At 40.3% G+C, this 22,978-nt stretch carries 22 protein-coding genes; 19 read left to right on the top strand and 3 right to left on the bottom strand.

Annotation, left to right across the window (positions count from 1 at the left end):
• Positions 1-104 precede the first annotated feature (104 nt).
• On the bottom strand, positions 105-1,343 hold the full coding sequence (locus QZR90_RS06115; RefSeq protein WP_295789881.1) for an FprA family A-type flavoprotein: 1,239 nt from the start codon (positions 1,341-1,343) through the stop codon (positions 105-107).
• 229 nt (positions 1,344-1,572) lie between these two features.
• Positions 1,573-5,313: a phosphoribosylformylglycinamidine synthase gene (locus QZR90_RS06110; RefSeq protein WP_295789879.1), complete on the bottom strand. Its 3,741-nt coding sequence runs from the start codon at positions 5,311-5,313 to the stop codon at positions 1,573-1,575.
• 385 nt (positions 5,314-5,698) lie between these two features.
• Between QZR90_RS06110 and QZR90_RS06105 the strand changes: the two genes are divergently transcribed.
• From QZR90_RS06105 to QZR90_RS06050, 12 genes are all read left to right on the top strand, one after another.
• Positions 5,699-6,580, top strand: a complete 882-nt coding sequence (locus QZR90_RS06105) for a LysR family transcriptional regulator (protein ID WP_295789877.1) — start codon at positions 5,699-5,701, stop codon at positions 6,578-6,580.
• A 57-nt stretch (positions 6,581-6,637) separates the two neighbouring features.
• On the top strand, positions 6,638-7,213 hold the full coding sequence (locus QZR90_RS06100; RefSeq protein ID WP_295789875.1) for a xanthine phosphoribosyltransferase: 576 nt from the start codon (positions 6,638-6,640) through the stop codon (positions 7,211-7,213).
• A 435-nt stretch (positions 7,214-7,648) separates the two neighbouring features.
• Complete coding sequence (locus QZR90_RS06095; RefSeq protein ID WP_295789874.1) at positions 7,649-8,155, top strand: YbjN domain-containing protein; 507 nt, start codon at positions 7,649-7,651, stop codon at positions 8,153-8,155.
• Between the two features lie 28 nt (positions 8,156-8,183).
• The gene (locus QZR90_RS06090; RefSeq protein ID WP_295789873.1) at positions 8,184-8,798 is read left to right on the top strand and encodes a hypothetical protein; all 615 of its coding nucleotides are present in this window, start codon (positions 8,184-8,186) and stop codon (positions 8,796-8,798) included.
• A 190-nt stretch (positions 8,799-8,988) separates the two neighbouring features.
• Complete coding sequence (purE, locus tag QZR90_RS06085; protein ID WP_295789872.1) at positions 8,989-9,480, top strand: 5-(carboxyamino)imidazole ribonucleotide mutase; 492 nt, start codon at positions 8,989-8,991, stop codon at positions 9,478-9,480.
• A 97-nt stretch (positions 9,481-9,577) separates the two neighbouring features.
• On the top strand, positions 9,578-10,282 hold the full coding sequence (purC, locus tag QZR90_RS06080; protein WP_295789871.1) for a phosphoribosylaminoimidazolesuccinocarboxamide synthase: 705 nt from the start codon (positions 9,578-9,580) through the stop codon (positions 10,280-10,282).
• A 12-nt stretch (positions 10,283-10,294) separates the two neighbouring features.
• Entirely contained in the window at positions 10,295-11,716 is a 1,422-nt protein-coding gene (gene purF / locus QZR90_RS06075) for an amidophosphoribosyltransferase (protein ID WP_295789869.1), read from the top strand.
• Entirely contained in the window at positions 11,703-12,767 is a 1,065-nt protein-coding gene (purM, locus tag QZR90_RS06070) for a phosphoribosylformylglycinamidine cyclo-ligase (protein WP_295789867.1), read from the top strand. Before purF ends, purM begins: the two co-directional genes overlap by 14 nt.
• Entirely contained in the window at positions 12,751-13,368 is a 618-nt protein-coding gene (gene purN, locus QZR90_RS06065) for a phosphoribosylglycinamide formyltransferase (protein WP_295789864.1), read from the top strand. The genes purM and purN overlap by 17 nt, the downstream gene beginning before the upstream one ends.
• 48 nt (positions 13,369-13,416) lie before the next feature.
• Positions 13,417-14,946: a bifunctional phosphoribosylaminoimidazolecarboxamide formyltransferase/IMP cyclohydrolase gene (purH, locus tag QZR90_RS06060; protein WP_295789862.1), complete on the top strand. Its 1,530-nt coding sequence runs from the start codon at positions 13,417-13,419 to the stop codon at positions 14,944-14,946.
• Between the two features lie 61 nt (positions 14,947-15,007).
• Complete coding sequence (gene purD, locus QZR90_RS06055) at positions 15,008-16,285, top strand: phosphoribosylamine--glycine ligase (RefSeq protein ID WP_295789860.1); 1,278 nt, start codon at positions 15,008-15,010, stop codon at positions 16,283-16,285.
• A 117-nt stretch (positions 16,286-16,402) separates the two neighbouring features.
• Positions 16,403-16,771 carry a helix-turn-helix domain-containing protein gene (locus QZR90_RS06050; protein WP_295789859.1) on the top strand — a complete coding sequence of 123 codons (369 nt, stop codon included), beginning with the start codon at positions 16,403-16,405 and terminating at the stop codon, positions 16,769-16,771.
• Positions 16,772-16,959: 188 nt separating this feature from the next.
• Here QZR90_RS06050 and QZR90_RS06045 read toward each other — a convergent pair whose 3' ends face one another.
• Entirely contained in the window at positions 16,960-17,631 is a 672-nt protein-coding gene (locus QZR90_RS06045) for a metal-dependent hydrolase (RefSeq protein WP_295789858.1), read from the bottom strand.
• Between the two features lie 95 nt (positions 17,632-17,726).
• Here QZR90_RS06045 and moaC point away from each other — a divergent pair, with 95 nt between their 5' ends.
• The 7 genes from moaC to QZR90_RS06010 all read left to right on the top strand — a co-directional run bounded on the left by moaC (position 17,727) and on the right by QZR90_RS06010 (position 22,938).
• Positions 17,727-18,206, top strand: coding sequence for a cyclic pyranopterin monophosphate synthase MoaC (moaC, locus tag QZR90_RS06040; protein WP_295789857.1), 480 nt, complete (start codon positions 17,727-17,729; stop codon positions 18,204-18,206).
• 81 nt (positions 18,207-18,287) lie between these two features.
• Positions 18,288-18,782, top strand: a complete 495-nt coding sequence (gene trmL, locus QZR90_RS06035; RefSeq protein ID WP_295789856.1) for a tRNA (uridine(34)/cytosine(34)/5-carboxymethylaminomethyluridine(34)-2'-O)-methyltransferase TrmL — start codon at positions 18,288-18,290, stop codon at positions 18,780-18,782.
• A 62-nt stretch (positions 18,783-18,844) separates the two neighbouring features.
• On the top strand, positions 18,845-19,198 hold the full coding sequence (locus tag QZR90_RS06030) for a YlbF family regulator (protein ID WP_295789855.1): 354 nt from the start codon (positions 18,845-18,847) through the stop codon (positions 19,196-19,198).
• Complete coding sequence (murB, locus tag QZR90_RS06025) at positions 19,185-20,120, top strand: UDP-N-acetylmuramate dehydrogenase (protein WP_295789853.1); 936 nt, start codon at positions 19,185-19,187, stop codon at positions 20,118-20,120. Before QZR90_RS06030 ends, murB begins: the two co-directional genes overlap by 14 nt.
• A gap of 164 nt (positions 20,121-20,284) precedes the next feature.
• The gene (rplM, locus tag QZR90_RS06020; protein ID WP_295789851.1) at positions 20,285-20,725 is read left to right on the top strand and encodes a 50S ribosomal protein L13; all 441 of its coding nucleotides are present in this window, start codon (positions 20,285-20,287) and stop codon (positions 20,723-20,725) included.
• A 23-nt stretch (positions 20,726-20,748) separates the two neighbouring features.
• Complete coding sequence (gene rpsI, locus QZR90_RS06015; protein WP_295789849.1) at positions 20,749-21,141, top strand: 30S ribosomal protein S9; 393 nt, start codon at positions 20,749-20,751, stop codon at positions 21,139-21,141.
• A 609-nt stretch (positions 21,142-21,750) separates the two neighbouring features.
• Positions 21,751-22,938 (top strand): multidrug effflux MFS transporter, encoded by a 1,188-nt coding sequence (locus tag QZR90_RS06010; protein WP_295789847.1) that lies wholly within the window; start codon positions 21,751-21,753, stop codon positions 22,936-22,938.
• The last annotated feature ends 40 nt before the right edge of the window (positions 22,939-22,978 follow it).

Here is a 22,978-nt window from a genome sequence, read left to right as displayed (position 1 = left end):
TATTATAATCGGAAACGGTAGTTTCTATTGACTGGCTGATATAAAATAAACCCTAGTACCATTGGTACTAGGGTTTTTATATTTATAGATTTTATGTTTATAAATTATAAGCTGAATGTTTTAATTTCAGTAGATTCAATAGAAGCGGCAATGTCATCAGCTAATTTTTCAAATAATGGCAATTGTGGTGCATGTAAAGCGCCGCGAATATCGAGCGGTGTACCAATGATTTCCATATCTTTAAATTCATTAGTGAAGTATTCTACCATGCGCTTCATAGCCGCAGAGGCCCAGGAATGGTTACCTACAATAGATACCTTGTGATTGTGGAAGTTAAGTGCTTTTAATTCATAAAGCAAGTTTTCCATTGTAAGGTATAAGGCTAAATTGTAAGTTGGGGCCATACAAACTAGATGGCTATATTTCCACGCATCAGCAATGATATAGGATGGATTGGTTTTAGATACATCGTAGATTTTAATATCATTAATGCCGCGGAGGGACAATAATTTTGCGAGTTGCTGTGCCATTTCTGCCGTGTTCCCATACATGGAACCAAACGCAATAACAACACCTTTCTTTTCAGCTGAATAGGTGCTCCAGTGCATGTATTTTTCAATCATGTACTTAATGCTTTCAGGAGTACGCCAAATTGGCCCATGAAGTGGTGCAATCATCTTAATGCCTAAAGGTAAGGCTTTTTTGATTGCATTTTGAACTTGTACACCATATTTACCAACGATATTAGTATAGTAACGGCGTGCTTCATCTTCATAGACGCGCTCAAAATCGAGTTGGTCAGCAAAGATATTGCCATTGATAGTGCCAAAAGTACCGAAGGCATCAGCGGAGAAGAGGATACCTGTAGTAGATTCAAAGGTACAAGTAACTTCAGGCCAGTGAACCATTGGCATAGTATAAGAATGTAAGGTATGTTTACCTAAATTAATGCTATCCCCTTCTTTTACTTCATAGTAATTGTCAGGGCATGGGCGACCATAAAATTGCTCAAATAAACGGAAGGTAGTGCGATTGCCTACAAGACGTACATTTGGATAACGATCGATTAATTCTACTAAAGTAGAGCAATGGTCAGGCTCCATATGATTAACAATGACATAGTCTAATTGACGGCCATTGAGTAAATAGTCAACATTGTCAAAGAATTCTTGGCGAATGCTGTCATCTACGGAGTCGACGATACAAGTTTTTTCGTCGTCGATAAAATATGAATTATAGCTAACGCCTAATGGGATTGGAAACAGATTTTCAAAACGCTCTGTATCCCAGTCATTACTGCCTATCCAATAAATATTATCTGTCAATTTCTGTGTGCAATGCATATGTTTACATCCTTTCAAGTTAAGAATAATAAGAGCTGGTTATGTCTCTAAACTTATTCACCATCTACTATGATACTAGGTATCTTCATGGAGTGCAACCAATTTTATAGAAAAAAGCGGCATATACTATGCCGTTTTTTCTGTTTCTTATGCAATTTTTGAATTATTCGCGTTATGAACATATTTTTATGTTTAGCGACTTAAAGAAAATATCTTTTTATAGCGTTGATTATTTAAAGTAAGCTACCCCAGATTCAAAGACTGGCATAACTTTTTCGCCTGGAATATTCTTAGCAATACCATAACCAACACGTTCAATATGGCCCATCTTGCCGAATACACGACCGTCTGGACTAAATAGGCCTTCTACAGCGGCTACAGATTGGTTTGGATTGTAGCGCGCATCATAAGTAGCTACGCCATCCATATCTACATATTGAGTGGCAATTTGACCTTGGCGATTAAATTCCACGATTTGTTCAGGCGAGGCAATGAAACGACCTTCACCATGAGAAATGGCAATAGTGTAAATTTCACCTGCTTTAGCAAGGCTCATCCAAGGCGATTTAGTGGAAATAACTTTTGTACGCACCATGCCAGATAAATGACGACCAATCGTGTTGTAGGTTAAGGTTGGACTGTTTTCATCCATTGGTGCTACTTTGCCATATGGCAATAGACCAAGTTTGATAAGGGCTTGGAAACCATTACAAATACCTAGGGCTAAACCATCGCGGGTGTAAAGTAAATCGTTAAGGGCTTCAGTTAAATATGGATTGCGGAAGAGAGTCGCCATGAATTTACCGCTTCCATCGGGCTCATCACCAGCGCTGAAACCACCTGGGAAGAATACGATTTGTGCTTCATCGAGAGCCTTTTTCATAGCTTGAATAGACTCTTCTAATTCAGCTACTGTACGATTGCGAATGAGGACGATTTCAGGTTCCCCACCAGCGCGTAAGAAAGCGCGAGCTGAATCGTATTCACAGTTTGTGCCAGGGAAGGCAGGGATTACAATCTTAGGCTTGGCCACTTTAGTGGCAACGCGAGGTGCTGCTACTTCATCGTGAATGTAGGCAACGGCTTCACCTCGACCAGATTCTGCATGAAGTGGGAAGATTGGATTGAGTGTTTTTTCATACGCTGTTTGCAATTCAGCGAGGGTAAGTGTAGTAGCTCCAAGCGCAATGCGCGGTTCGCTTACGACTGTACCGATTTCTACAGTGTATTTATTAGCTGATATCCACTCTTTGGCTGTTGCGGCATCAGTTTCTACTAGCCAAGAGCCCATGTGCGGAGCAAATAGATGGTCTGTTACGACTTCGTTGAGATCCACACCGAGGCCATTGCCAAGAGCCATTTTGGTAAGAGCTGCAGCAATACCGCCCGCTTCTACTACATAGGCAGCACTGATGCGGCCTGCTTTACTATATTTGTAAAGTAGGTCTGCTTGTTCTTTAAAGAGCGCCCAGTTTGGTGTATCATCAGCTTCGCGTGGAACGCCAATGTGTAGAACCACATGACCGGCTTCTTTTAAATCTGGTGAAATAATATCATCGACGGAGGCTGTAGTAATAGCGAAGGACACAAGGGTAGGAGGTACAGTTAAATCCATAAAGGTACCGGACATGGAGTCCTTACCGCCAATAGCGCCGATGCCAAGCTCTTTTTGTGCTGTATAAGCACCAAGTAAAGCGGCTACAGGTTTACCCCAAGCTTCAGGCACCTGATTGAGGCGTTCAAAATATTCTTGTAAAGTTAAGTATGCTGTTTTGCGATCTCCGCCAAGAGCTACAATTTTAGCTACTGATAATAATACCGCTAATTGAGCGCCATGGAATGGACTCCAAGTGGAGACAAATGGATCAAAGCCATGGGTCATAATGCTAGCTGTTTTAGTTTCGCCGTGAAGGATTGGTAGTTTAGCTACCATGCCTTGTACTGGTGTTTTTTGGTAGAGCCCACTAAATGGCATAAGAACTGTACCGGCTCCAATTGTGCTGTCAAAGCGTTCACTTAAGCCCTGCTGGGAGGTCACTGATAAATCGGCCATAGTGTCTAACCAATGCGCTTTTATATCACTTACAGCTGGCGCTTGGAAATAGGTGCTAGCCGGTGCAGTGACATGAGCATTTTGACTTTGTTTAGCCCCATTAGTATTTAAGAAGTCACGAGAAATATCTACGATGTTTTGGCCTTGCCAAGTCATAGTGAGGCGGTGAGTGTCAGTGACATCGGCGACAACAGTAGCTTCCAAGTTCTCTTCACTACAGAAGGCTTCAAATTGAGGCCAGTCCTTAGCTTCGATGACACAGGCCATACGTTCTTGAGATTCGGAAATAGCTAATTCAGTACCATCAAGGCCTTCATATTTTTTAGGTACTGTATCTAAGTTGATGAGTAGACCATCGGTTAATTCGCCAATGGCTACGGATACGCCGCCAGCGCCAAAGTCATTACAGCGCTTGATGAGTTTAGTTACTTCTGCACGGCGGAATAAGCGTTGAATTTTACGCTCTGTTAGAGGATTACCTTTTTGTACTTCCGCACCGCAACTAGCGAGGGATGTTAAGTCGTGTTCTTTAGAAGAACCAGTAGCACCGCCACAGCCATCGCGACCTGTTTTACCACCTAAGAGAACAACAATATCGCCTGGTTTTGGTTCTTCACGGCGTACATTACTGCGCGGTGCAGCACCCACTACGGCGCCGATTTCCATGCGTTTCGCTACATAGCCTGGATGATAGTATTCTTTTACTTCGCCAGTGGCTAGACCGATTTGATTGCCATAGGAACTATAGCCGCGAGCAGCACCGGTGGTGATTTGAGATTGTGGCAATTTACCTTCTAAGGTTTCTTCTAATGGAGTGAGTGGATTGCCAGAGCCGGTTACGCGCATCGCTTGATATACATAGGCACGGCCACTCAATGGATCGCGGATACAACCGCCTAAGCAAGTAGCTGCACCGCCATATGGTTCAATTTCTGTAGGATGGTTATGAGTTTCATTTTTGAAGAGCAATAACCATTCTTCTGTTTTACCATCTACATCAACAGGCACGATAATGGTGCAGGCGTTGATTTCATCGGATTCATCAATTTCTTGCAATTGGCCCTGTGATTTTAGTTCCTTAACAGCTAAGGTAGCCATATCCATTAAGGTGCGCGCCTTAGTTTTGGCTGTATAAATTTGTTGGCGACCGGCCATATATTCGGCAAGAGCTGCTTTAATTGGTGCGGTAAGTGGATCCTCATCAATGGTAATATCAGTCAATTCCGTCATAAATGTAGTGTGACGGCAATGGTCTGACCAATAGGTATCGAGTACGCGAATTTCTGTAATGGTTGGGTTGCGATGCTCTTCATTTTTAAAATAATCTTGAATTAAGCGAATATCCTCTTGGCTCATAGCGAGGCCTAGTTCTTGACGTAGTTCGCGTAGTTTTTCGTCAGACTTGGACGTAAATTCGTCTAAAATAGCTACAGGCTTTGCAGGCTCTACTTCAAGCTGTAAACTAGTAGGTAAGTCAAGTGACGCTTCACGAGAGTCTACAGGATTAATATAATAATGTTTTATTTTATTTAATTGGTCTTCAGTAAGATTCCCTGTAATACAAAATACGCGTGCTGTACGCACAGTGGCGCCAGATTTTAATGTAAGCATAGCTAGACATTGTTCTGCAGAGTCCGCACGTTGGTCATATTGACCAGGTACATATTCAGTAGCAATTATATGTGTGTTATCTTCTTCAGGTAAGCTTTCAAATAGCTCATCTATTGGTGGTTCAGAGAAAATTAATTGTTTGGCTTCAGCTAAATCAGATGCACTGACACCTTCAATATCATAACGCTCATAAATGGTTACACCTTCAGCAGGAATACATAATTCTTCACGAATTGTGTGCAACATAGCTTGTGCTTCTTGAGCAAAAGCCGTACGTTTGCGGACAAAAATGCGGTAAATTGACATAATGAGCCTCCTCTTACGTATGAGCCATGATTACTAACTATTGTGCAAACCCCAAATATAGTATAATATAGCTATAATAAATTAAAGTTTGTTCTTTTATTTATTATGCATTGAGAAAACTACCTAGTATAGGACAGGTTTCGTAATTTTGAGCTTTTACAAATATGTCTAATTTGCTTAGCGTTTATTAGGCGAAACAAGCTTGCCAGCTATACTTCTGGGGCTTAACCTTATTGACAATTCTAGTATATACGGTTTAGACTTATTAGTAAAGATAAAATTAATTAGAAGTAATTAAGTATTACTAATAATTGATAAGGGGTGATTATTATACATGCGTGTAATAATCAAAGAGTGGTAGTGGTTTAAAAGGAGTTATTGCAGTATGAGTATTTCAACAGATTTGTATCGCACGTTTTTAGGCGTTGGTTTACACCTTTCCTTCTCCAAAGCAGCTAAGGATCTTGGTGTATCTCAATCTGCCATTAGCCAAAGTATTAAACAATTGGAGAAAGAATTAGAAATTACCTTGTTTGAGCGTACTACTAAATCAGTAGCATTTACGCCAGAAGGTAAAGAATTGTTTGATACAGTGGCAAAAGCGTTTTCAATTTTAGACAATGGGGTCACTCAATTACAAGAGCGCATGACGCATGAACAAGAAAGTCTAAAATTAGCAGCTACCGATACATTATGCCGGCATTTCTTGCTTCCTTATTTCAAAAAATGGCAGGAACAAGAACATGATACAGGCCTTCAAATCACGAATCGCCCATCACCACAATGTGTGGAAATGGTGGAAAATCGTGAAGCGCAAATCGCTATTGTCAATACCTATGAAGGGTTAGAATTAAATCCTCAATTAGAAGTCATCGACTTATTGACGGTACAAGATATATTTGTAGGTGGTCCTTTCTATAAAGGCATGGGCGTGATTGATTTGAATCGCCTATTACAAGAGCCTTTATTATTGCTTACGCAAGGGGCGGCAAGTCGATCCTTCTTTGATCAATTGACGAACAATGCATGTAAGAAGCCATCTTTTGAATTAGGTAGCTTAGATGTGCTTATGGATCTAGTTGAAATTAATATGGGGATTTCCTTAGTACCTGATATGTTAGTGAAACAAAAGATAAAAGAAGGTCGCGTTGTAGAGATTAAAACAGATATGACTGTACCTCCACGCAAAGTGGCCTTAGTGCGTTCGCGCTTAATGCCAGTTTCGCAAGGGGCGGCAAAATTTATTGACCTTCTGCTTAGAAAGTGATAAGGTATTGTAATCAATCAATTTATCGTAACAGTAAGTCATGGAGGAGACGCAGAGATGGAACTCTTGAAAGAACGAATTAGAGAAGAAGGCATTGTATTGAATAATCGCGTGTTGAAGGTAGATAGCTTTTTGAATCATCAAATTGATCCAAAACTATTTGTAGCTATTGGCAAGGAAATTGCGAATCGCTTTAAAGACAAGGGCATTCAACGCATTGTTACCATTGAAGCGTCAGGTATTGCAGTGGCATTACAAGTGGCTATTGAAATGGATGTACCACTTGTGTTTGCACGCAAGAAAAAATCAATTCTTATGACTGATGATGTATATCATTCTGTTGTATATTCTTATACAAAAGAAGAGAATTATGATGTAACAATTTCTAAGAAATTCTTACCTGAAGGTGAAAAAGTTCTTATTATCGATGATTTCTTAGCTAGTGGTGAAGCTGCTATGGGCCTTGTGAAGCTCGTAGAAAGCGCTGGTGATAGTGTAGAAGGGATTGCTATTGTTATTGAAAAATCTTTCCAACCAGGTCGTGAGCGTTTAGAGCGTGCCGGCTATAATGTAGAGTCTTTAGTGCGCATTAAGAAGTTTGAAGATAATAAATGCGTATTTTTAGAAGACTAATTTAAATACGCAGTGTAAGCTGATTAAAATCAAATTATTGCATAATTTTTATATTATTAGCTGGTGGATCGTATAGAGAATATATCTCATAGCAGGTGCATACTATATGCTTGATATGCTTATAGCTTTATTGGCCTACATAATCTATGTGAGTGCTCTTTCTTGGCGTGCCGGGGTAATATATAAAAATAATAAATTAATTGTCACGAATTAAAAGGGAGGCGAAGCCTCCCTTTTTTGCTTGCTTAACTAGGTGGAATAGGTTTAGTTTTATAAGAAGTTTTGAGGTTTGTTATTTTAAAAATTGCTAAAATATTTTACTCATTATATAATAGAGTGTAGATACTACCACTAATTAATGTGTAGTTTCATTAGTTAATGTTTATTTTATAGTATGGGACCGATAAGGTCTGTGTATTTATGGGGAGTTTATTGATGAATAAAAAAGTTGAAAAATTTGATGCCTTTTTAAAAGAACGTAATGTAGAAAACTGGTTTACTAAGGATGAAGTACAAGACCAAGTAAATTCCGTTGTATATCGTGGCTTCTTCAATGTAGGCGAGCAACAAATTCCTACTTTCGTAGTGCTTGATGACACTGTATTTAACTTTGCTCGTTTAGTTGTAACAAATGCACCAGTGCCAGCTGATCGTCGTGAAGAAGTGAGCACATACTTAAATGATTTAAACAGTCGTTTTAAGATTTTCAAATATTATGTAAGCTCTGAAGATGGCTTTGTATATTTAGATGTAAGCTATCCAGCTGGTGAAGAGTTCGAACCAGGCCTTCTTATGGCGCTCTTGATTGAAGTGGTAGAACCTCATATTCAAGAGTTCTATGCTGGTATCATTGACAATGTGCTTGGCACAACTAAAGTTAAACCAGCTAAAAAAGGCAGAACCAACTTACGTGTGAAAAAAGAAAAAACAACTCAAAACTAAGATTGATTGACGTAAGCGCGAGGTAATGATGAGTTTAAAGAATAAAAAGCGAGACTTATTTAACCGATTTTTAAAAGAGGAAGACATTTCTTGTTTTGACATCAAGGCCATTGGCGACGAAGAAGAGACTGTTTTATACCGTTCGTACTTGGACACAGCCATGGGGACTATGCCTTTGTATGTTATTTTAGATTCGTCTATTTACACGGTTATTCGCGTGGTTGTTGGTGGCGGTATTGTTACTGATACTAATCGCAGCGCTCTTATGGAATTTGCCAATGAGGCCAATAGAGAGTATAAAAAGTTTAAATTTTATGTAGAAGATAGTGATCAAACTTTTTATCTAGACTGCGTGTATATGAGCCGTTCAGATGAGTTTGTACCACAACTTTTATATGGCTTGATGAACTCTATTATAGAGTATATTGATAGCATTGTGCCTAAATTGCAAGCAGCTATGCAATTAGCGCGCTTGCCAGAACCTTTTGCAGAACATCATCATGACCATGATGAATTAGATACGATTGAGGAACGTCGTGTTGCGCCCACTGGCACGGCATCAGAAGCGGCTTCCTCGGCCGTATCATCACAATTACATAGAAATGAGCAAGTAGAATCCGCTAAGGATACAGGCTTGTTGTGACAAAAATGACTCCTTATTTTACGAGGAGTCATTTTTGATATAGTTCGGAATGTTGCGAACATTAACATTATCAAATAAATAAATATTCGATTATTATATTGACTAATGAGGGGGTGTTTGTTAGAATTTAACATATATTATAGATTCTAAAACACGTTGAGTGGACAAGTACATTATAGGAGGGAATAAAATGAAAGTTGGCATTGTAATGGGCAGTGATTCTGATTTATCAGTTATGAAGAAGGCCGCAGATGTACTTAAAGAATTTGGCATCGACTTTGAAATGGTCATCGCTTCTGCACATCGCACACCAGAAGCAGTAAAATCTTTTGTAACTCGTTTGGAACAAGAAGGCGCTATCGCCTTTATTGCTGGGGCAGGCGCAGCGGCGCATTTGCCAGGTGTTATTGCTAGCTTTACGGTGTTACCTGTTATTGGTGTTCCTTTAAATGCTACTGCCTTGAAGGGCATTGACGCATTGCTTGCTATTGTACAGATGCCATCAGGTATGCCAGTAGCTACTATGGCTGTAGATGGAGCGAAGAATGCCGCTTTATTTGCCGTTCAAATTGGAGCAGCTCAAAATGCTGAATTACAAGCAAAATATAAAATTTATCGCGAAGATATGGCCAAAGCTGTACTCGCTAAAAATGAAAAATTACAAGCAGAATTAAACGCATAAGCACTGAAGTATACAAGGGTTAACTAAAGGCATAAAAGTAAACCCATAAGACTTATATATAAAAGCCACATATTTATTTTTACAGGAGGAACGAATTATGAACATGTTGTATGAAGGAAAAGCTAAACAAGTATTTGAAACTGAAAACAAAGATGAATATTTAGTTCATTATAAAGATGATGCGACTGCATTTAATGGGGAGAAAAAAGGCACAATTCACGATAAAGGCGTGTTGAATAATAAAATTTCTGCCTTCTTCTTCGATCTTCTTACTAAAGAAGGTGTGCCAAATCATTTTATTAAACGCATCGATGATCGCGACCAATTAGTAAAGAAACTTGAGATTTTACCTTTAGAAGTTATCGTTCGTAATATTGTAGCTGGCTCCTTGTCCAAACGCCTTGGCATTGAAGAAGGGACTCCTTGTAAACAACCTATTTTAGAATTCTGCTACAAAAATGATGATTTAGGAGATCCATTTGTAAATGAAGATCAAATCTTAGCACTTGATTGGGCTACTAAAGAACAATTGGACTTAATTCGCAAATATGCTATGAAGGTTAATGAAGTACTTAAAAACTTCTTAGCAGAAAAAAATGTAACTCTTGTAGATTTTAAATTAGAATTTGGTGTTCATAATAGTGAAGTATTGCTTGGCGATGAAATTTCCCCTGACACTTGCCGTTTCTGGGACAGCAAAACAAATGAAAAACTTGATAAGGACCGTTTCCGCCGCGATCTTGGCAATGTAGAAGATGCGTACAAGGAAATGTTGTTCCGTTTAACTGGTGAACGTGCATAATAGGAGATTATAATGCATTACGACTCTATTTTTGACAAGTGGCATGAAGAATGTGGCGTATTCGGCATATACGACCGCCATTTAAATGTAGGTAATTATACGTATTGGGGCCTTTTTGCTTTGCAACATCGCGGGCAAGAAAGCGTCGGCATTGCCATTAGTGATGGCAATAATATTGAAGTAACTAAAGGTATGGGTTTATTGACAGAAGCTATTAAAACTTTACCTGAAACTAAAGGCTTTATTTCAGCTGGCCATGTGCGCTATTCCACTACAGGCTCTAATCACCCTAAAAATATTCAACCCCTTGTTATCCACTATCAAGGTGGTGATATGGCCGTAGCTCACAATGGTAATTTGACGAATGCCTTAGATATTCGTCGTGAATTAGAAGATGCAGGGTCTATATTCCAAACAACGATGGACTCAGAAGTTATTGTAAACTTAATTGCGCGCTCAAAAGCTGAAAGCACTGAAGACCGCATTATTGAAGCGGTGCGCCGTATTAATGGGGCTTTTTCCTTAGTAATTAGCACTAATGACAAGCTCATTGGCGTGCGTGATGCTAATGGATTCCGCCCACTTTGCCTAGGCAAGACGGAACATGGCTATGTATTATCTTCTGAAACTTGTGCGTTAGATGCTATTAAGGCAGAATTCATTCGTCACATTGAACCTGGTGAAATGGTGGTAATCGATGATTCTGGCGTGCGCAGCCGTTTGTTTGTGGAATCTAAAGACCAAATTAATAAAGCTCTTTGCGTGTTTGAATATATCTATTTTGCACGTTCTGATAGTGAAATTGATGGCCAAAGTGTGTATCAGGCGCGCCTTAATATGGGCCGTGAATTGGCTCGTGAAACAAAGTATGACGCCGATTTAGTTATGTCGATTCCTGACTCTGGTACTACCGCAGCACTTGGTTATGCCCGTGAATCAGGCATACCATTTGGGGAAGGCTTAATTAAGAATCGCTACATGGGCCGTACTTTTATAAAACCAGATCAAGCGCAACGTGAATTGGCTGTGCGCATGAAGCTCAATGCAGTGACTGATGTAGTAAAAGGAAAACGCATTGTCCTCATTGATGACTCCATCGTGCGTGGTACAACTAGTGGTATTATTGTGCGTATGCTCAAAGAAGCAGGTGCTAAAGAAGTATATATGTGCGTTAGCTCCCCAGCTATCGAATATCCATGTCACTATGGCATTGATACATCGGTGCGCAAAGAGTTAATTGCAGCCACCCATACGGTGGAGGAAATTCGTGAATACATTCAAGCTGATAAGCTCCATTATTTAAGTCGTGAAGGTTTGTGCAGAGCCGTGAGTGGCGTATCAGAAGCAGATCTTTGCTTTGCATGCTTTAATGGTGATTATGCAGTAACAGTTCCAGATGAACAAGATGAGGGAGGCAAATATGTGCTCGAATAAAAAAGGTATCACCTATCGCGACGCCGGAGTTGATATTGATGCAGGTAATAAAGCTGTTGAATTGATGAAAGACGCCGTAAAACGCACATATACTGAAGGTGTAGTAGGCGATATTGGTGGCTTTGGAGGTTTGTTCTCCTTAGCTGGTTTCGACATGAAGGAACCTATGCTCGTATCTGGTACAGATGGCGTGGGCACTAAGCTTCGTTTGGCCATTATGATGGATAAGCATGATACTATTGGTCAAGATTGTGTAGCTATGAGTGTAAATGATATTTTAGTACAAGGGGCTACGCCTTTATTCTTCTTAGACTATATTGCGGTAGGCAAAGTGGTGCCTGAGCAAATTGCCAATATTGTAGCAGGGGTAGCTCGTGCTTGTGAAGAATCTGGCTGCGCTCTCATCGGCGGTGAAACAGCTGAAATGGCTGGTTTCTATGCAGAAGATGACTATGATATTGCTGGGTTTGCTGTAGGGATTGTAGATAAGCCACGCTTGCTTACTGGTAAGTATATTGCCGCTGGTGATATATTAATTGGCTTACCATCCAGCGGTGTACACTCTAATGGTTTCTCTTTAGTGCGCAAAATTGTATTTGACCATAAAGGGATGAACTTAAGTGATGAAGTACCAGAATTTGGCAAAACGCTAGGAGAAGAGTTGTTGACTCCTACGCGCTTGTATCCTAAAGCTGTATTGCCATTAACTCGCAAAGGTCTTGTGAAAGGCATGGTGCATGTAACTGGTGGTGGTTTCTATGACAATATTCCGCGCATTTTACCAGACGGCATGAGCGCTCGCGTTAATGCAGATGCTTGGCCTGTGCTTCCTGTATTTAAAAAGCTTCAAGAGTGGGGCGATGTAGATACTAAGGAAATGTACCGCACATTTAATATGGGCATTGGCATGATTTTAGTGGTAAGCCCTGACAATGTGGAGGCCGTAAAAGCAAACTTAACTAAGCATGCAGAAATGTTCTATGAAATTGGCCGTGTAGAAGAGGGTCAAAGCGAACGCGTTATTATGGAAGGTCGTGACTTCGTTGGCTAAAAAGCTTGCTATTTTTGCTAGTGGCCGTGGCTCCAATGCTGCTGCTTTGTATGAGGCTATGCAAGCTGGAGAAATCAATGGCGAAGTAGTGGTTGTAGTGACAGACCAGCAGGATGCTAAAGTGCTAGATCGCGCTAAAGAATGGGGCGTACCAGCCCATGTGGTGATGCGCAAAGCATATGCTTCGAAAGATGAATTTGAGCAAGCTATGCTTGATGTAATTGCACCGTATGAGCCTGATGCCATTGTATTAGCCGGCTATATGCGCTTATTAGGTCCTACATTTATCGCTCTTTATGAAAATAAGATTTTAAATATCCATCCAGCCCTATTGCCGTCCTTTCCAGGCCTACATGCGCAAGGGCAAGCTGTCAAGGCAGGGGTGAAAGTGAGTGGTTGTACGGTTCACTTTGTGGATACGGGTATGGATACAGGGCCGATTATTATGCAGGCTGTAGTGCCCGTATATGCTGAGGATACAGAGGATACCTTAGCGGCACGTATTTTACCAGAAGAACATAAAACGTATAAAAAGGCCCTAGCCCTTTTTTGTGATGACAAACTAGTGATCAAGGACCATATAGTGCACATAAAGGACTAGCCTTCGGGCAGTCCTTTTGCTTTTTTTAGAATATCTAGGAGGATATAAATGATAAAGAATGCATTGATCAGTGTATCAGATAAAACTGGCGTTGTTGAGTTTGCTAAAGAATTGGCAGCATTAGGTGTGAATATTTACTCTACTGGTGGAACGTATAAAGCGATTCATGAAGCTGGCATCGCAGTTCATCAAGTAGAAGAGTTAACTCATTTCCCAGAAATGATGGATGGTCGCGTAAAGACTTTACATCCTATGGTGCATGGCGGAATTTTAGCCGTGCGCAATGATGAGAATCACCTAGCGGCTATGAAGGAACACAATATGGAACCGCTTGATTTAGTGGTAGTTAATTTGTATCCATTCCGCGAAACCATTGCTAAACCAAATGTAGAGTTAGCTGAAGCTATTGAAAACATTGATATTGGCGGTCCTACGATGGTTCGTTCAGCAGCAAAAAATAATAAGTTTGTAGGCATTGTAGTAAATCCTGAGCGCTATGGCGAAGTGATTGGACGCCTTAAAGCAGATGGTGATCTTGGCCAAGACTTCCGTTTTGCTTTAGCAAAAGAAGCTTTTGCTCATACAGCCGCTTATGATACAGCAATTGCTAATTATTTCAGTGAACAATTAGAACAAACTCCGTTCCCTCCAGAATATTTACAAGCCTATGAAAAAGTGGCAGATCTTCGCTATGGTGAAAATCCACATCAAAAAGCGGTATTCTATAAAGAAATTGGCGCAGCTACTGGCATGGGGGCTATGAAACAACTTCATGGGAAAGAACTGTCCTATAACAATATTGTAGACATGGAAGCAGCTTGGAATATGGTATGGGAATTTGAAGACCCAGCAGCTTGCATTATTAAACATACTAATCCATGTGGCGCAGCTATTGGTGTAGATCTTCATGATGCGTATGTAAAAGCTTATGAAGCTGACTCCGTTTCTGCTTTTGGTGGCATTGTAGCATTAAACCGTGAAGTAGATGAAGCAACTGCTACTGAAATGAGCCAAATCTTCTTAGAAGTTATTATGGCGCCTAAATTCTCCACAAAAGCATTAACGATTTTAGAAGCGAAGAAAAATATTCGACTCATTGAGTTAGAACGCCCAGTAGCTGGTCAAGTAGTTGTGAAAAAAGTATCTGGTGGCTTATTAGTTCAAACGGAAGATGATTTAGTGGAAGATGAAGCAAGCTATACAGTAGTGACTAAGACACAACCTACTGAAGAGCAATGGAAGGCACTTCGCTTTGCTTGGAAATTAGTAAAACATGTGAAATCAAATGCTATTTTAGTTGCAGACAGCAAATCCACTTTAGGTGTTGGTGCTGGTCAGATGAATCGCGTAGGCTCTGCTAGCATTGCATTAGAGCAAGCTGGTGAAAAAGCGAAGGGTGCTGTGTTAGCTTCCGATGCGTTCTTCCCATTTGGCGATACAGTAGCTACTGCAGCAGCTCATGGCATTGCAGCGATTATTCAACCTGGTGGCTCGGTTCGTGATGAAGAATCCATTGCAGAAGCTGATAAGGCAGGCATTGCTATGGTATTTACTCATGTGCGTCACTTTAAACATTAATTGACTGCTTACGGGCTTTAATAGATAATTGTTTTAGAATATGTGATTTTTCGGAGGACATATGAACGTTTGCGTAATTGGTTCTGGTGGCCGTGAGCATACCTTGGCTTGGCGCTTAAAGGCAAGCCCGTCGGTGGAGGTGGTTCATGCCTTGCCGGGGAGCAAAGCTATGGAAGAAGTGGCCATCTGTGCGCCTGTAGATTGGCAAGATGGAGAAGCTGTAGTGGCATACTGCAAAGAGCACCATATTGATTTGGTTGTAGTAGGACCAGAGGCGCCTTTAGTGGCTGGCTTAAGTGATGTACTGCGAGCAGCAGATATTCCTGTATTTGGGCCGAGCAAAGGTGCTGCACAATTAGAAGGGTCAAAAGTATTTGCCAAGGATTTAATGAAAAAATATAATATTCCTACTGCTGCTTATGGTGTATTTGCTGAGGTGGCACCAGCTAAGTCCTTCATCGATGAAGTAGGCGCCCCTATTGTAGTAAAAGCTGATGGGTTAGCTGCTGGTAAGGGCGTTGTTGTAGCGATGACTAAAGACGAAGCATATGATGCTGTAGATGATATGCTAGCAGGGAATCGCTTCGGTGATGCGGGACACACTGTAGTTATTGAGGAATTCATGGTAGGTGAAGAAGCGTCATTATTGGCTTTTGCTGATGGTGAGCGCGTAGTGCCTATGATTTCATCTCAAGACCATAAGCGTATTTTTGATGGTGATAAAGGGCCTAATACGGGTGGTATGGGCACGTATGCGCCAGCTCCAGTAATGACAGCTGATGTATTAGAGGAAGCAAAGCGCACAATCTTAAATCCTATGATTGAAGCCATGAAAAAAGAAGGCATGCCTTATGTAGGTTGTCTTTATGCCGGTTTGATGATTACTGAGGAAGGGCCAAAGGTGGTAGAATTTAATGCGCGCTTTGGTGATCCAGAAACGCAGGTTGTTCTGCCTTTATTTGCAGGTAATTTAGGTAAAGTCATGTTAGATTGTGCTAACGGGCGTCTTGATGCCGCTGATGTGACTTGGCATGATGGAGCTGCAGCTTGTGTTATTTTAGCTTCAAAAGGCTATCCAGAGAGCTCTCATAAGGGTGATATTATTTCTGGAGATGTTATTTCGCATGACACGTCATCGGCTGTATTCCATTCTGGCACGGTGTATAAAGATGGTCACTTTGAAACTGCTGGTGGCCGTGTTTTAGGCATAGTGGGCTTAGGTGAGACCTTACAAGAAGCCTTGGATATCGCTTATAAACGAGTTGATACGATTCATTTTGATGGCTGCCAATACCGCAAGGATATAGGGCAAAAAGCATTTAAACATATAAATTCATAAAAATAATTTGTAAATACGCAATATTTTACTTAACTGTTTTTCAAAATCGGGTTATAATAGAAAGAGAGTTCATCTCTTACCATGTAGTATTATAGCCAATGGAGTGGGGCGGTAAGTATGGCGTTATATAAAAATCTTAAAAGAGCTCGAGTAAGAACGGGGAAGAGTCAGCTAGAAGTAGCAGCTAGCATTGGTATTAGCAATGCAGCATTGTCTAACTATGAAACAGGCTATAGGGAACCTGATTTAGAAACATTAAAACAGCTGGCTTTGTATTATGGTGTTTCTTTGGATGAATTGGCGGAAGTAGATTCCACTATATCGCCGATTATCGATTTGTGGGCAGCAATAAAAAACAAAGAGGTTGCATTTAGTGGTGAAACTTATGTGTTGAAGCCTTCGCAGAGACAACAATTGAAGAAATTATTACAGACTTTTTTTGAGAAACTTGGTTCAACAGCAGATGAGCCTAAGGATGGCCAATAGGCTACGGTGTGTAAAAAAATAAGCACTTCTCTTAGTGGCGGAGACATTCCGTCCTGCTAGGAGAAGTGCTTTTTGTTTTATACAATAGAATATTTTCTATATTGGATACAAATGAAGTGAGGCAGGCCTTTACATATTAAGAATTATCTTATTTAAAGATCTTCGGTAAGGTGTGCTGCTTTCTTGGCTTATAGCTCGATAGTCGAACCTGGATCAACAACAAGGCCGGCTTGTTTGTATTCGCTTTGTAAGGTGTTTACAAATTCATGAGGGTCCTTGTCGATTAAAGGCCAAGTTTTATAGTGAATTGGAATTGTTGTATTCGCTTTAATGACAGATGCTGCTAAGAGGGCATCTTCTACGCCCATAGTAAAATTATCGCCAATTGGGAGCAAGGCATAGTCGATTTGGCCAAAGCGATTGAGGTATTTCATATCGCTAAAGAAGGCGGTGTCACCTGCGAAATACACTGTTTTGCCATAGAAATTGATAATGCAACCAGCTGCATGTCCTCCAGGAATACCAGCGCCGTGGAAGGCTGGTGTGATGCGGATGGAGCCGAATTCAAAATCATATTTGCCACCGAGGTGCATGGCATGCGCACGGAGTCCTGCTTCGCTTGCTTTGTGGGCTATTTCAGCTGTGGAGATGAGTAAAGCATCATTGGCCTTGCCGATTTCATCAGCATCGCCATAATGGTCATCATGGCCGTGACTTACAAAAATATATTGACATTTAATATCTTTTGGCTCAGCAATATTCCAGGTATTGCCATTGAAAAATGGATCAAATACGATGGATACATCACCTTGAGAGAGCATAAAAGTAGAATGGCCGTAATAGGTAAGTGTTACGCGCATGGAAAAACCTCCTTTGTGTAATGTATAATATAATTATATGTATTAAGTATACCATAAATCTAAAATATTAGATATAACGAAGGAAGGATATATACATGGAGTTAACACATTTTGATGAGCAAGGAAATGCGCGCATGGTTGATGTGGGGGCCAAAGACATTACTGAGCGTGTCGCGGTAGCGGAAGGATTTATCTCTATTAGTGAGGATATTTATAAGCGGATTGAACTCGGCATGGTAAAGAAAGGTGATGTACTTGCTGTAGCTCAATTGGCTGCCATTATGGGGGCAAAGCAGACATCAAATCTTATTCCTCTATGCCATCCTTTGGCCTTGACGAATGTGAATGTAGTTTGTGAGCTCGATCAAATTCGTCGTGCTGTGCGCATTGAGGCTACTGTAAAGACAAAAGGACGTACAGGTGTAGAGATGGAAGCTCTTACAGCGGTACAAGTAGGGCTTCTTACAGTATATGACATGTGTAAAGCCATTGATAAGCACATGGTCATGGGGCCTGTATATTTAGTAGAAAAAATGGGCGGCAAGAGTGGCCATTTTAAGCGCACTGAAGAGTAAAGAGCTAAATTTAGCTTGAAGCTCAGCCTATAATTAGGTAAAATAAGATGTTAGATAATTTTGAAAAAAGAAGGTTTATTAATGGAAATCGTATTAGTAGAACCAGAAATCCCAGGAAATACAGGCAATATTGCTAGGCTATGTGCAGCGAATCACATGACTTTGCACTTAGTAAAGCCGTTGGGTTTTTCTATTGATGATAAATATTTAAAACGTGCAGGCCTTGATTATTGGCATTTAGTAGATGTACAGGTGCATGAAAATCTACAAGAAGTATATGATGCTTATCCTGATCGTCGCTATTTTTATGCCACAACTAAAGCTAAACATACCTATGCAGAGATGAAGTATGAAATAGGCGACATGTTGGTATTTGGTAAGGAAACTAAAGGCTTGCCAGAAGATTTAATTGCTGCTAATTTGGATACTTGCATTCGCATCCCTATGGTAGATGAGGCGCGATCTTTGAACTTGTCCAATTCTGTGGCCATTATAGCTTACGAGGCTATGCGTCAATTAAATTTCCCTGACTTGAAGAATTTAGGTGCTGGAGTACCTAGTGTGGAGTCTTTATAAGACTCATCTTGTGATGGAATGACTTTAATATAAATTATATTACATATGAAAGGTGGATTATTATGAATTACGATAAGGCTTATGAATTACAAAAAGCGATGCGTGAAAGTGAAGAATACAAAGAGCTTATGGAGGCCACTAAGGAAGTAGAAGACAATGGTGTGGCAAAAGGCTTAGTGGAACGCTTCTTAGTACAACAAATGCAATGGGAATATGCTAAAATGGCAGAAGCTCCTGAAGCGGAAGAATTCGCTAAAAAACAAGAAGAATTAATGCCTATGATTCAAGCTAATCCAAGCGCTCAAAAATACTTACAAGCTCATGTGCGTTGGAGCCAAGTATCCAATGACATTTATCGCATTATCAGTGAACCAATTACAGAAGGAATGAAAATACTAGAAAATGCTAAAAAATAAGCTTGAAGTATTATATGAAGAGCTAAGTCCTCTATTAGGGGCGGAGCAAATACTTAGAAATGAGCCTTTAAAAGAGCATACGACCTTTAAAATTGGTGGACCAGCAGATTTATTTATTATGCCGCGAACATTAACTGAGCTAAGCCAGACTATGCAAGCTGTGGCCAAGGCAGACATTCCCTTGACTATTTTAGGGAGCGGTTCTAATGTGCTCGTTTTAGATGGTGGCATTCAAGGCGTCGTAGTCTCTCTATGTCATATGAAGGAAACCCTTGATTGTAAAGGGCACTCGCTATTGGTTAGCTCTGGGTTTATGCTTAAAGAAGTATCGGAATTTGCCTATAACAATTCTTTGACGGGCCTTGAATTTGCTATTGGCATCCCGGGGACTTTAGGCGGTGCTGTATTTATGAATGCAGGTGCTTATGGTGGCGAAATGAGCCAAGTAGTCACTAAAGTGAGGGCTGTTAGTCTTACGGGGCAAATTAATGAATATTCTATACAAGACTTAGAGTTTGCTTATCGTCATAGCCGCTTTCATGAAAGTCATGAGATTGTGGCTGAAGTGGAAATTGATTTAGCTCCAGGTGTGCAGGCTGATATTTTAGCTGCCATGGAGGATTTGACAGAGCGACGCACCAGTAAGCAACCATTAGAATATGCTAGTGCTGGCTCTACTTTCAAGCGCCCTACAGGCTATTATGCGGGGACTTTAATCGAGCAGACTGGCTTAAAAGGATTAGCATGTGGTGATGCGGAAGTGTCTACTAAACATGCAGGCTTTGTTGTAAATAAGGGCGAAGCCAGTGCCAGTGACGTGCTTCAAGTAATCCGCGAAGTGCAATCACGGGTAGAAAAGGCTCATGGCGTTAAGCTAGAGACAGAAGTGCGCATTATTGGTCGCAATCGCGTCGAAGAATAAGCTAAAAGTCGTATATATTGAAAATATGGGAAGAAATAGCTTGACATACCTAGTGTAAGTTGAGTATAATATTTCGGTAAGCATTTGTATCTTATTCCATTAGCCCCGGAAGGAGAGCATGATGCTTTTTGGTGAAGTAGTCGTTATGAGGAGGAATTAGCAGCATGAAAACTACATATATGGCCAATCCGAACACTGTAGAACGGAAATGGTATGTTGTTGACGCTGAAGGTAAAACTTTAGGACGCCTTGCTGCCGAAGTAGCTAAAGTTCTTCGGGGCAAAAATAAACCAACTTTTACACCACATGTTGATACTGGTGACCATGTTATCGTAATCAACGCTGAAAAAGTTCGTTTAACAGGTAAAAAATTATTACAAAAAACTTATTTCCGTCATTCTGGTTATCCAGGCGGATCCACTTTTGTTACTGCTGGTAGCATGTTAGAAAAACATCCAGAACGCGTTGTTGAAATGGCAGTTCGTGGTATGCTTCCTAAAAACAAGCTAGGTGCTCAAATTTACCGTAAACTTAATGTTTACGCTGGTGCAGAGCATCCACATGCAGCTCAAAAACCTGAAGTTTTGGAATTTGATATTCGGTAATCACCGGGAGGAGGAACATATACATGGCAGTAGCTCAGTACTACGGTACAGGTCGTAGAAAATCTTCCGTTGCCAGAGTTCGTCTGGTACCGGGCACAGGCAAAGTTACAATCAACAAACGTGATCTTAACGATTACTTTGGTCGTAAAACTTTGGAATTAATTATTAAACAACCATTAGTGTTAACAGGCACTGTGGAACAATATGATGTTATCGCTGACGTTTCTGGTGGCGGCCCATCTGGCCAAGCTGGTGCAATTCGTCACGGCATCTCTCGTGCTTTATTAGGTGTTGATGGTGAACTTCGTCAATCCCTTAAAAAAGCTGGTTTCTTGACTCGTGACCCACGTATGAAAGAACGTAAAAAATACGGTCTTAAGAAAGCTCGTAAAGCGTCTCAGTTCTCGAAACGTTAATATTTATAAATTGCAAACCCTACAAACCTCGTGTTTGTGGGGTTTCTTTTTTATGTCTTGGTAGGAGTAAAAATATATTAGTAAAAAGAGTTTAGTAAAAAGAGCTTAGTAAAAACATCTTAGTTAAAATATCTTAGTCTTCAAGACTTAAACTAAAATGTTTGAGTTTGAAATATTTGAAGTAAATATAGTTAATTTGAGATACTTGGGTTAGTGTGCATTATACGAAAGCTTGTACATGAAATGCGTCAATCTATGAATGCAGCTCAATAGTTTGTGAGTGATGAAGACTTTATAAAATAGGTCTTATGAGTAGACTCTTGATTAGACAGGGTATATAGGTCATTTGGCATAGAGTCGTATCGCTTATGATGATATGCCTAGGCTATAGTTATAATATAAATGCTATAGCTATAATAGAAATATCATGATTACAATAAAGCTATGACTATGATAAAGCTATAAAGGTTATAAACATATAAATGTTTAACTAAAAAAGCAGTCTCTGGTATAACAATTTTGTTATACTATGAGGCTGCTTTTGGTATTATACGGATACGCTATATCTTGTTATACTAAGTATGTAATCAATAGGAGGTAGTGTATAAAATGAATATAGTTGTTATATGTTTATTAGGTTTTATGGCCGCCATTGGGCCATTAAGTACAGATATTTATATCCCCGGCTTGCCAACCATTGCTTCTGAATTAGGAAGTACGGCAGCGGGGGTACAATTAAGTTTGACCACATGTTTTATTGGACTCGCCTTAGGGCAAGTCTTGATGGGGCCTTGGAGTGATGAAATTGGACGTAAAAAGCCTGCTATTGTATCCTTTGGTGGTTTTGCTATAGCATCCTTTTTATGTGCTACATCAGGTTCCCTTGGAATGTTCTTGTTTTGGCGATTTGTGCAAGGCTTAGCAGGTGCAGGCTGTATCGTGTTAGCCCGTTCCATTGCGTGTGATACGTATGAAGGTAATAAATTGACACAGTTTATCGCATTACTTGTACTGATTGCGTCTGTAGTACCGATTGCTGGTCCCGTATTAGGGGGACTCATTCTACAGGCTTTTGATTGGCAAGCAATTTTTATTGTTTTAGGTATTTGCGGTGTTATTGGGGCTGTTTGGACTATGGTTAGCTTGCCTGAAACTTTAGCGCCAGAACAACGTATTACTGGTGGTCTTTCTGCTTCGTTAAAAGGCATGAAAACCCTTTGGAATATTCCTCAATATCGCGGTTATTTGTTGATACAAGGTTTCGCCTCTATGGGCTTATTCGCCTATATTAGTGGCTCCCCTTTTATTTTAGAAGAAATTTACACATTAACGCCAACTGAGTTTAGTATTTTCTTTGGTATTTGCTCCGCTTGTTTGGCTATTTCGGCTCAAGTATTTGGACGTCTTTGCAAAACAGTCGGGGAAGACAAAATATTATGGTATGGTAATGTTGCCGGCTTATTTGTAGGCTTCTTAATTATCTTAGTCGAAGTGATGCAACCTGAAAGTCCTTGGATGATTATGATTGTCTTGATGCTGTTAATTAGTACTTGTGGTATTACCTTGCCGTTGAGTTTTTCTGGTGGCGTTAATTCACAAAAAGGTCTGTCCGGTAGTGCATCTGGTTTACTAGGTGTTATCTCTTTCTTAGCAGGTGCTTTAGCGGCTCCGTTGGTAGGACTTGGCGGCGGTCATTCTATGTGGGCCCTTGCTATTATCATAGTGGTAGAACATATTGGATCTTTAATCAGTATGAAGGACTATATTAATCCTAACTATATAGAAGTTACAAACTAGTATGCTAAAATTTAAAACAACTGCTTTTGATGAAAGTCAA

Origin of the sequence: uncultured Veillonella sp. (assembly GCF_900545795.1) — a bacterium.
GTDB lineage: Bacteria > Bacillota > Negativicutes > Veillonellales > Veillonellaceae > Veillonella_A.
This window is presented reverse-complemented; position numbering and strand designations above follow the sequence as displayed.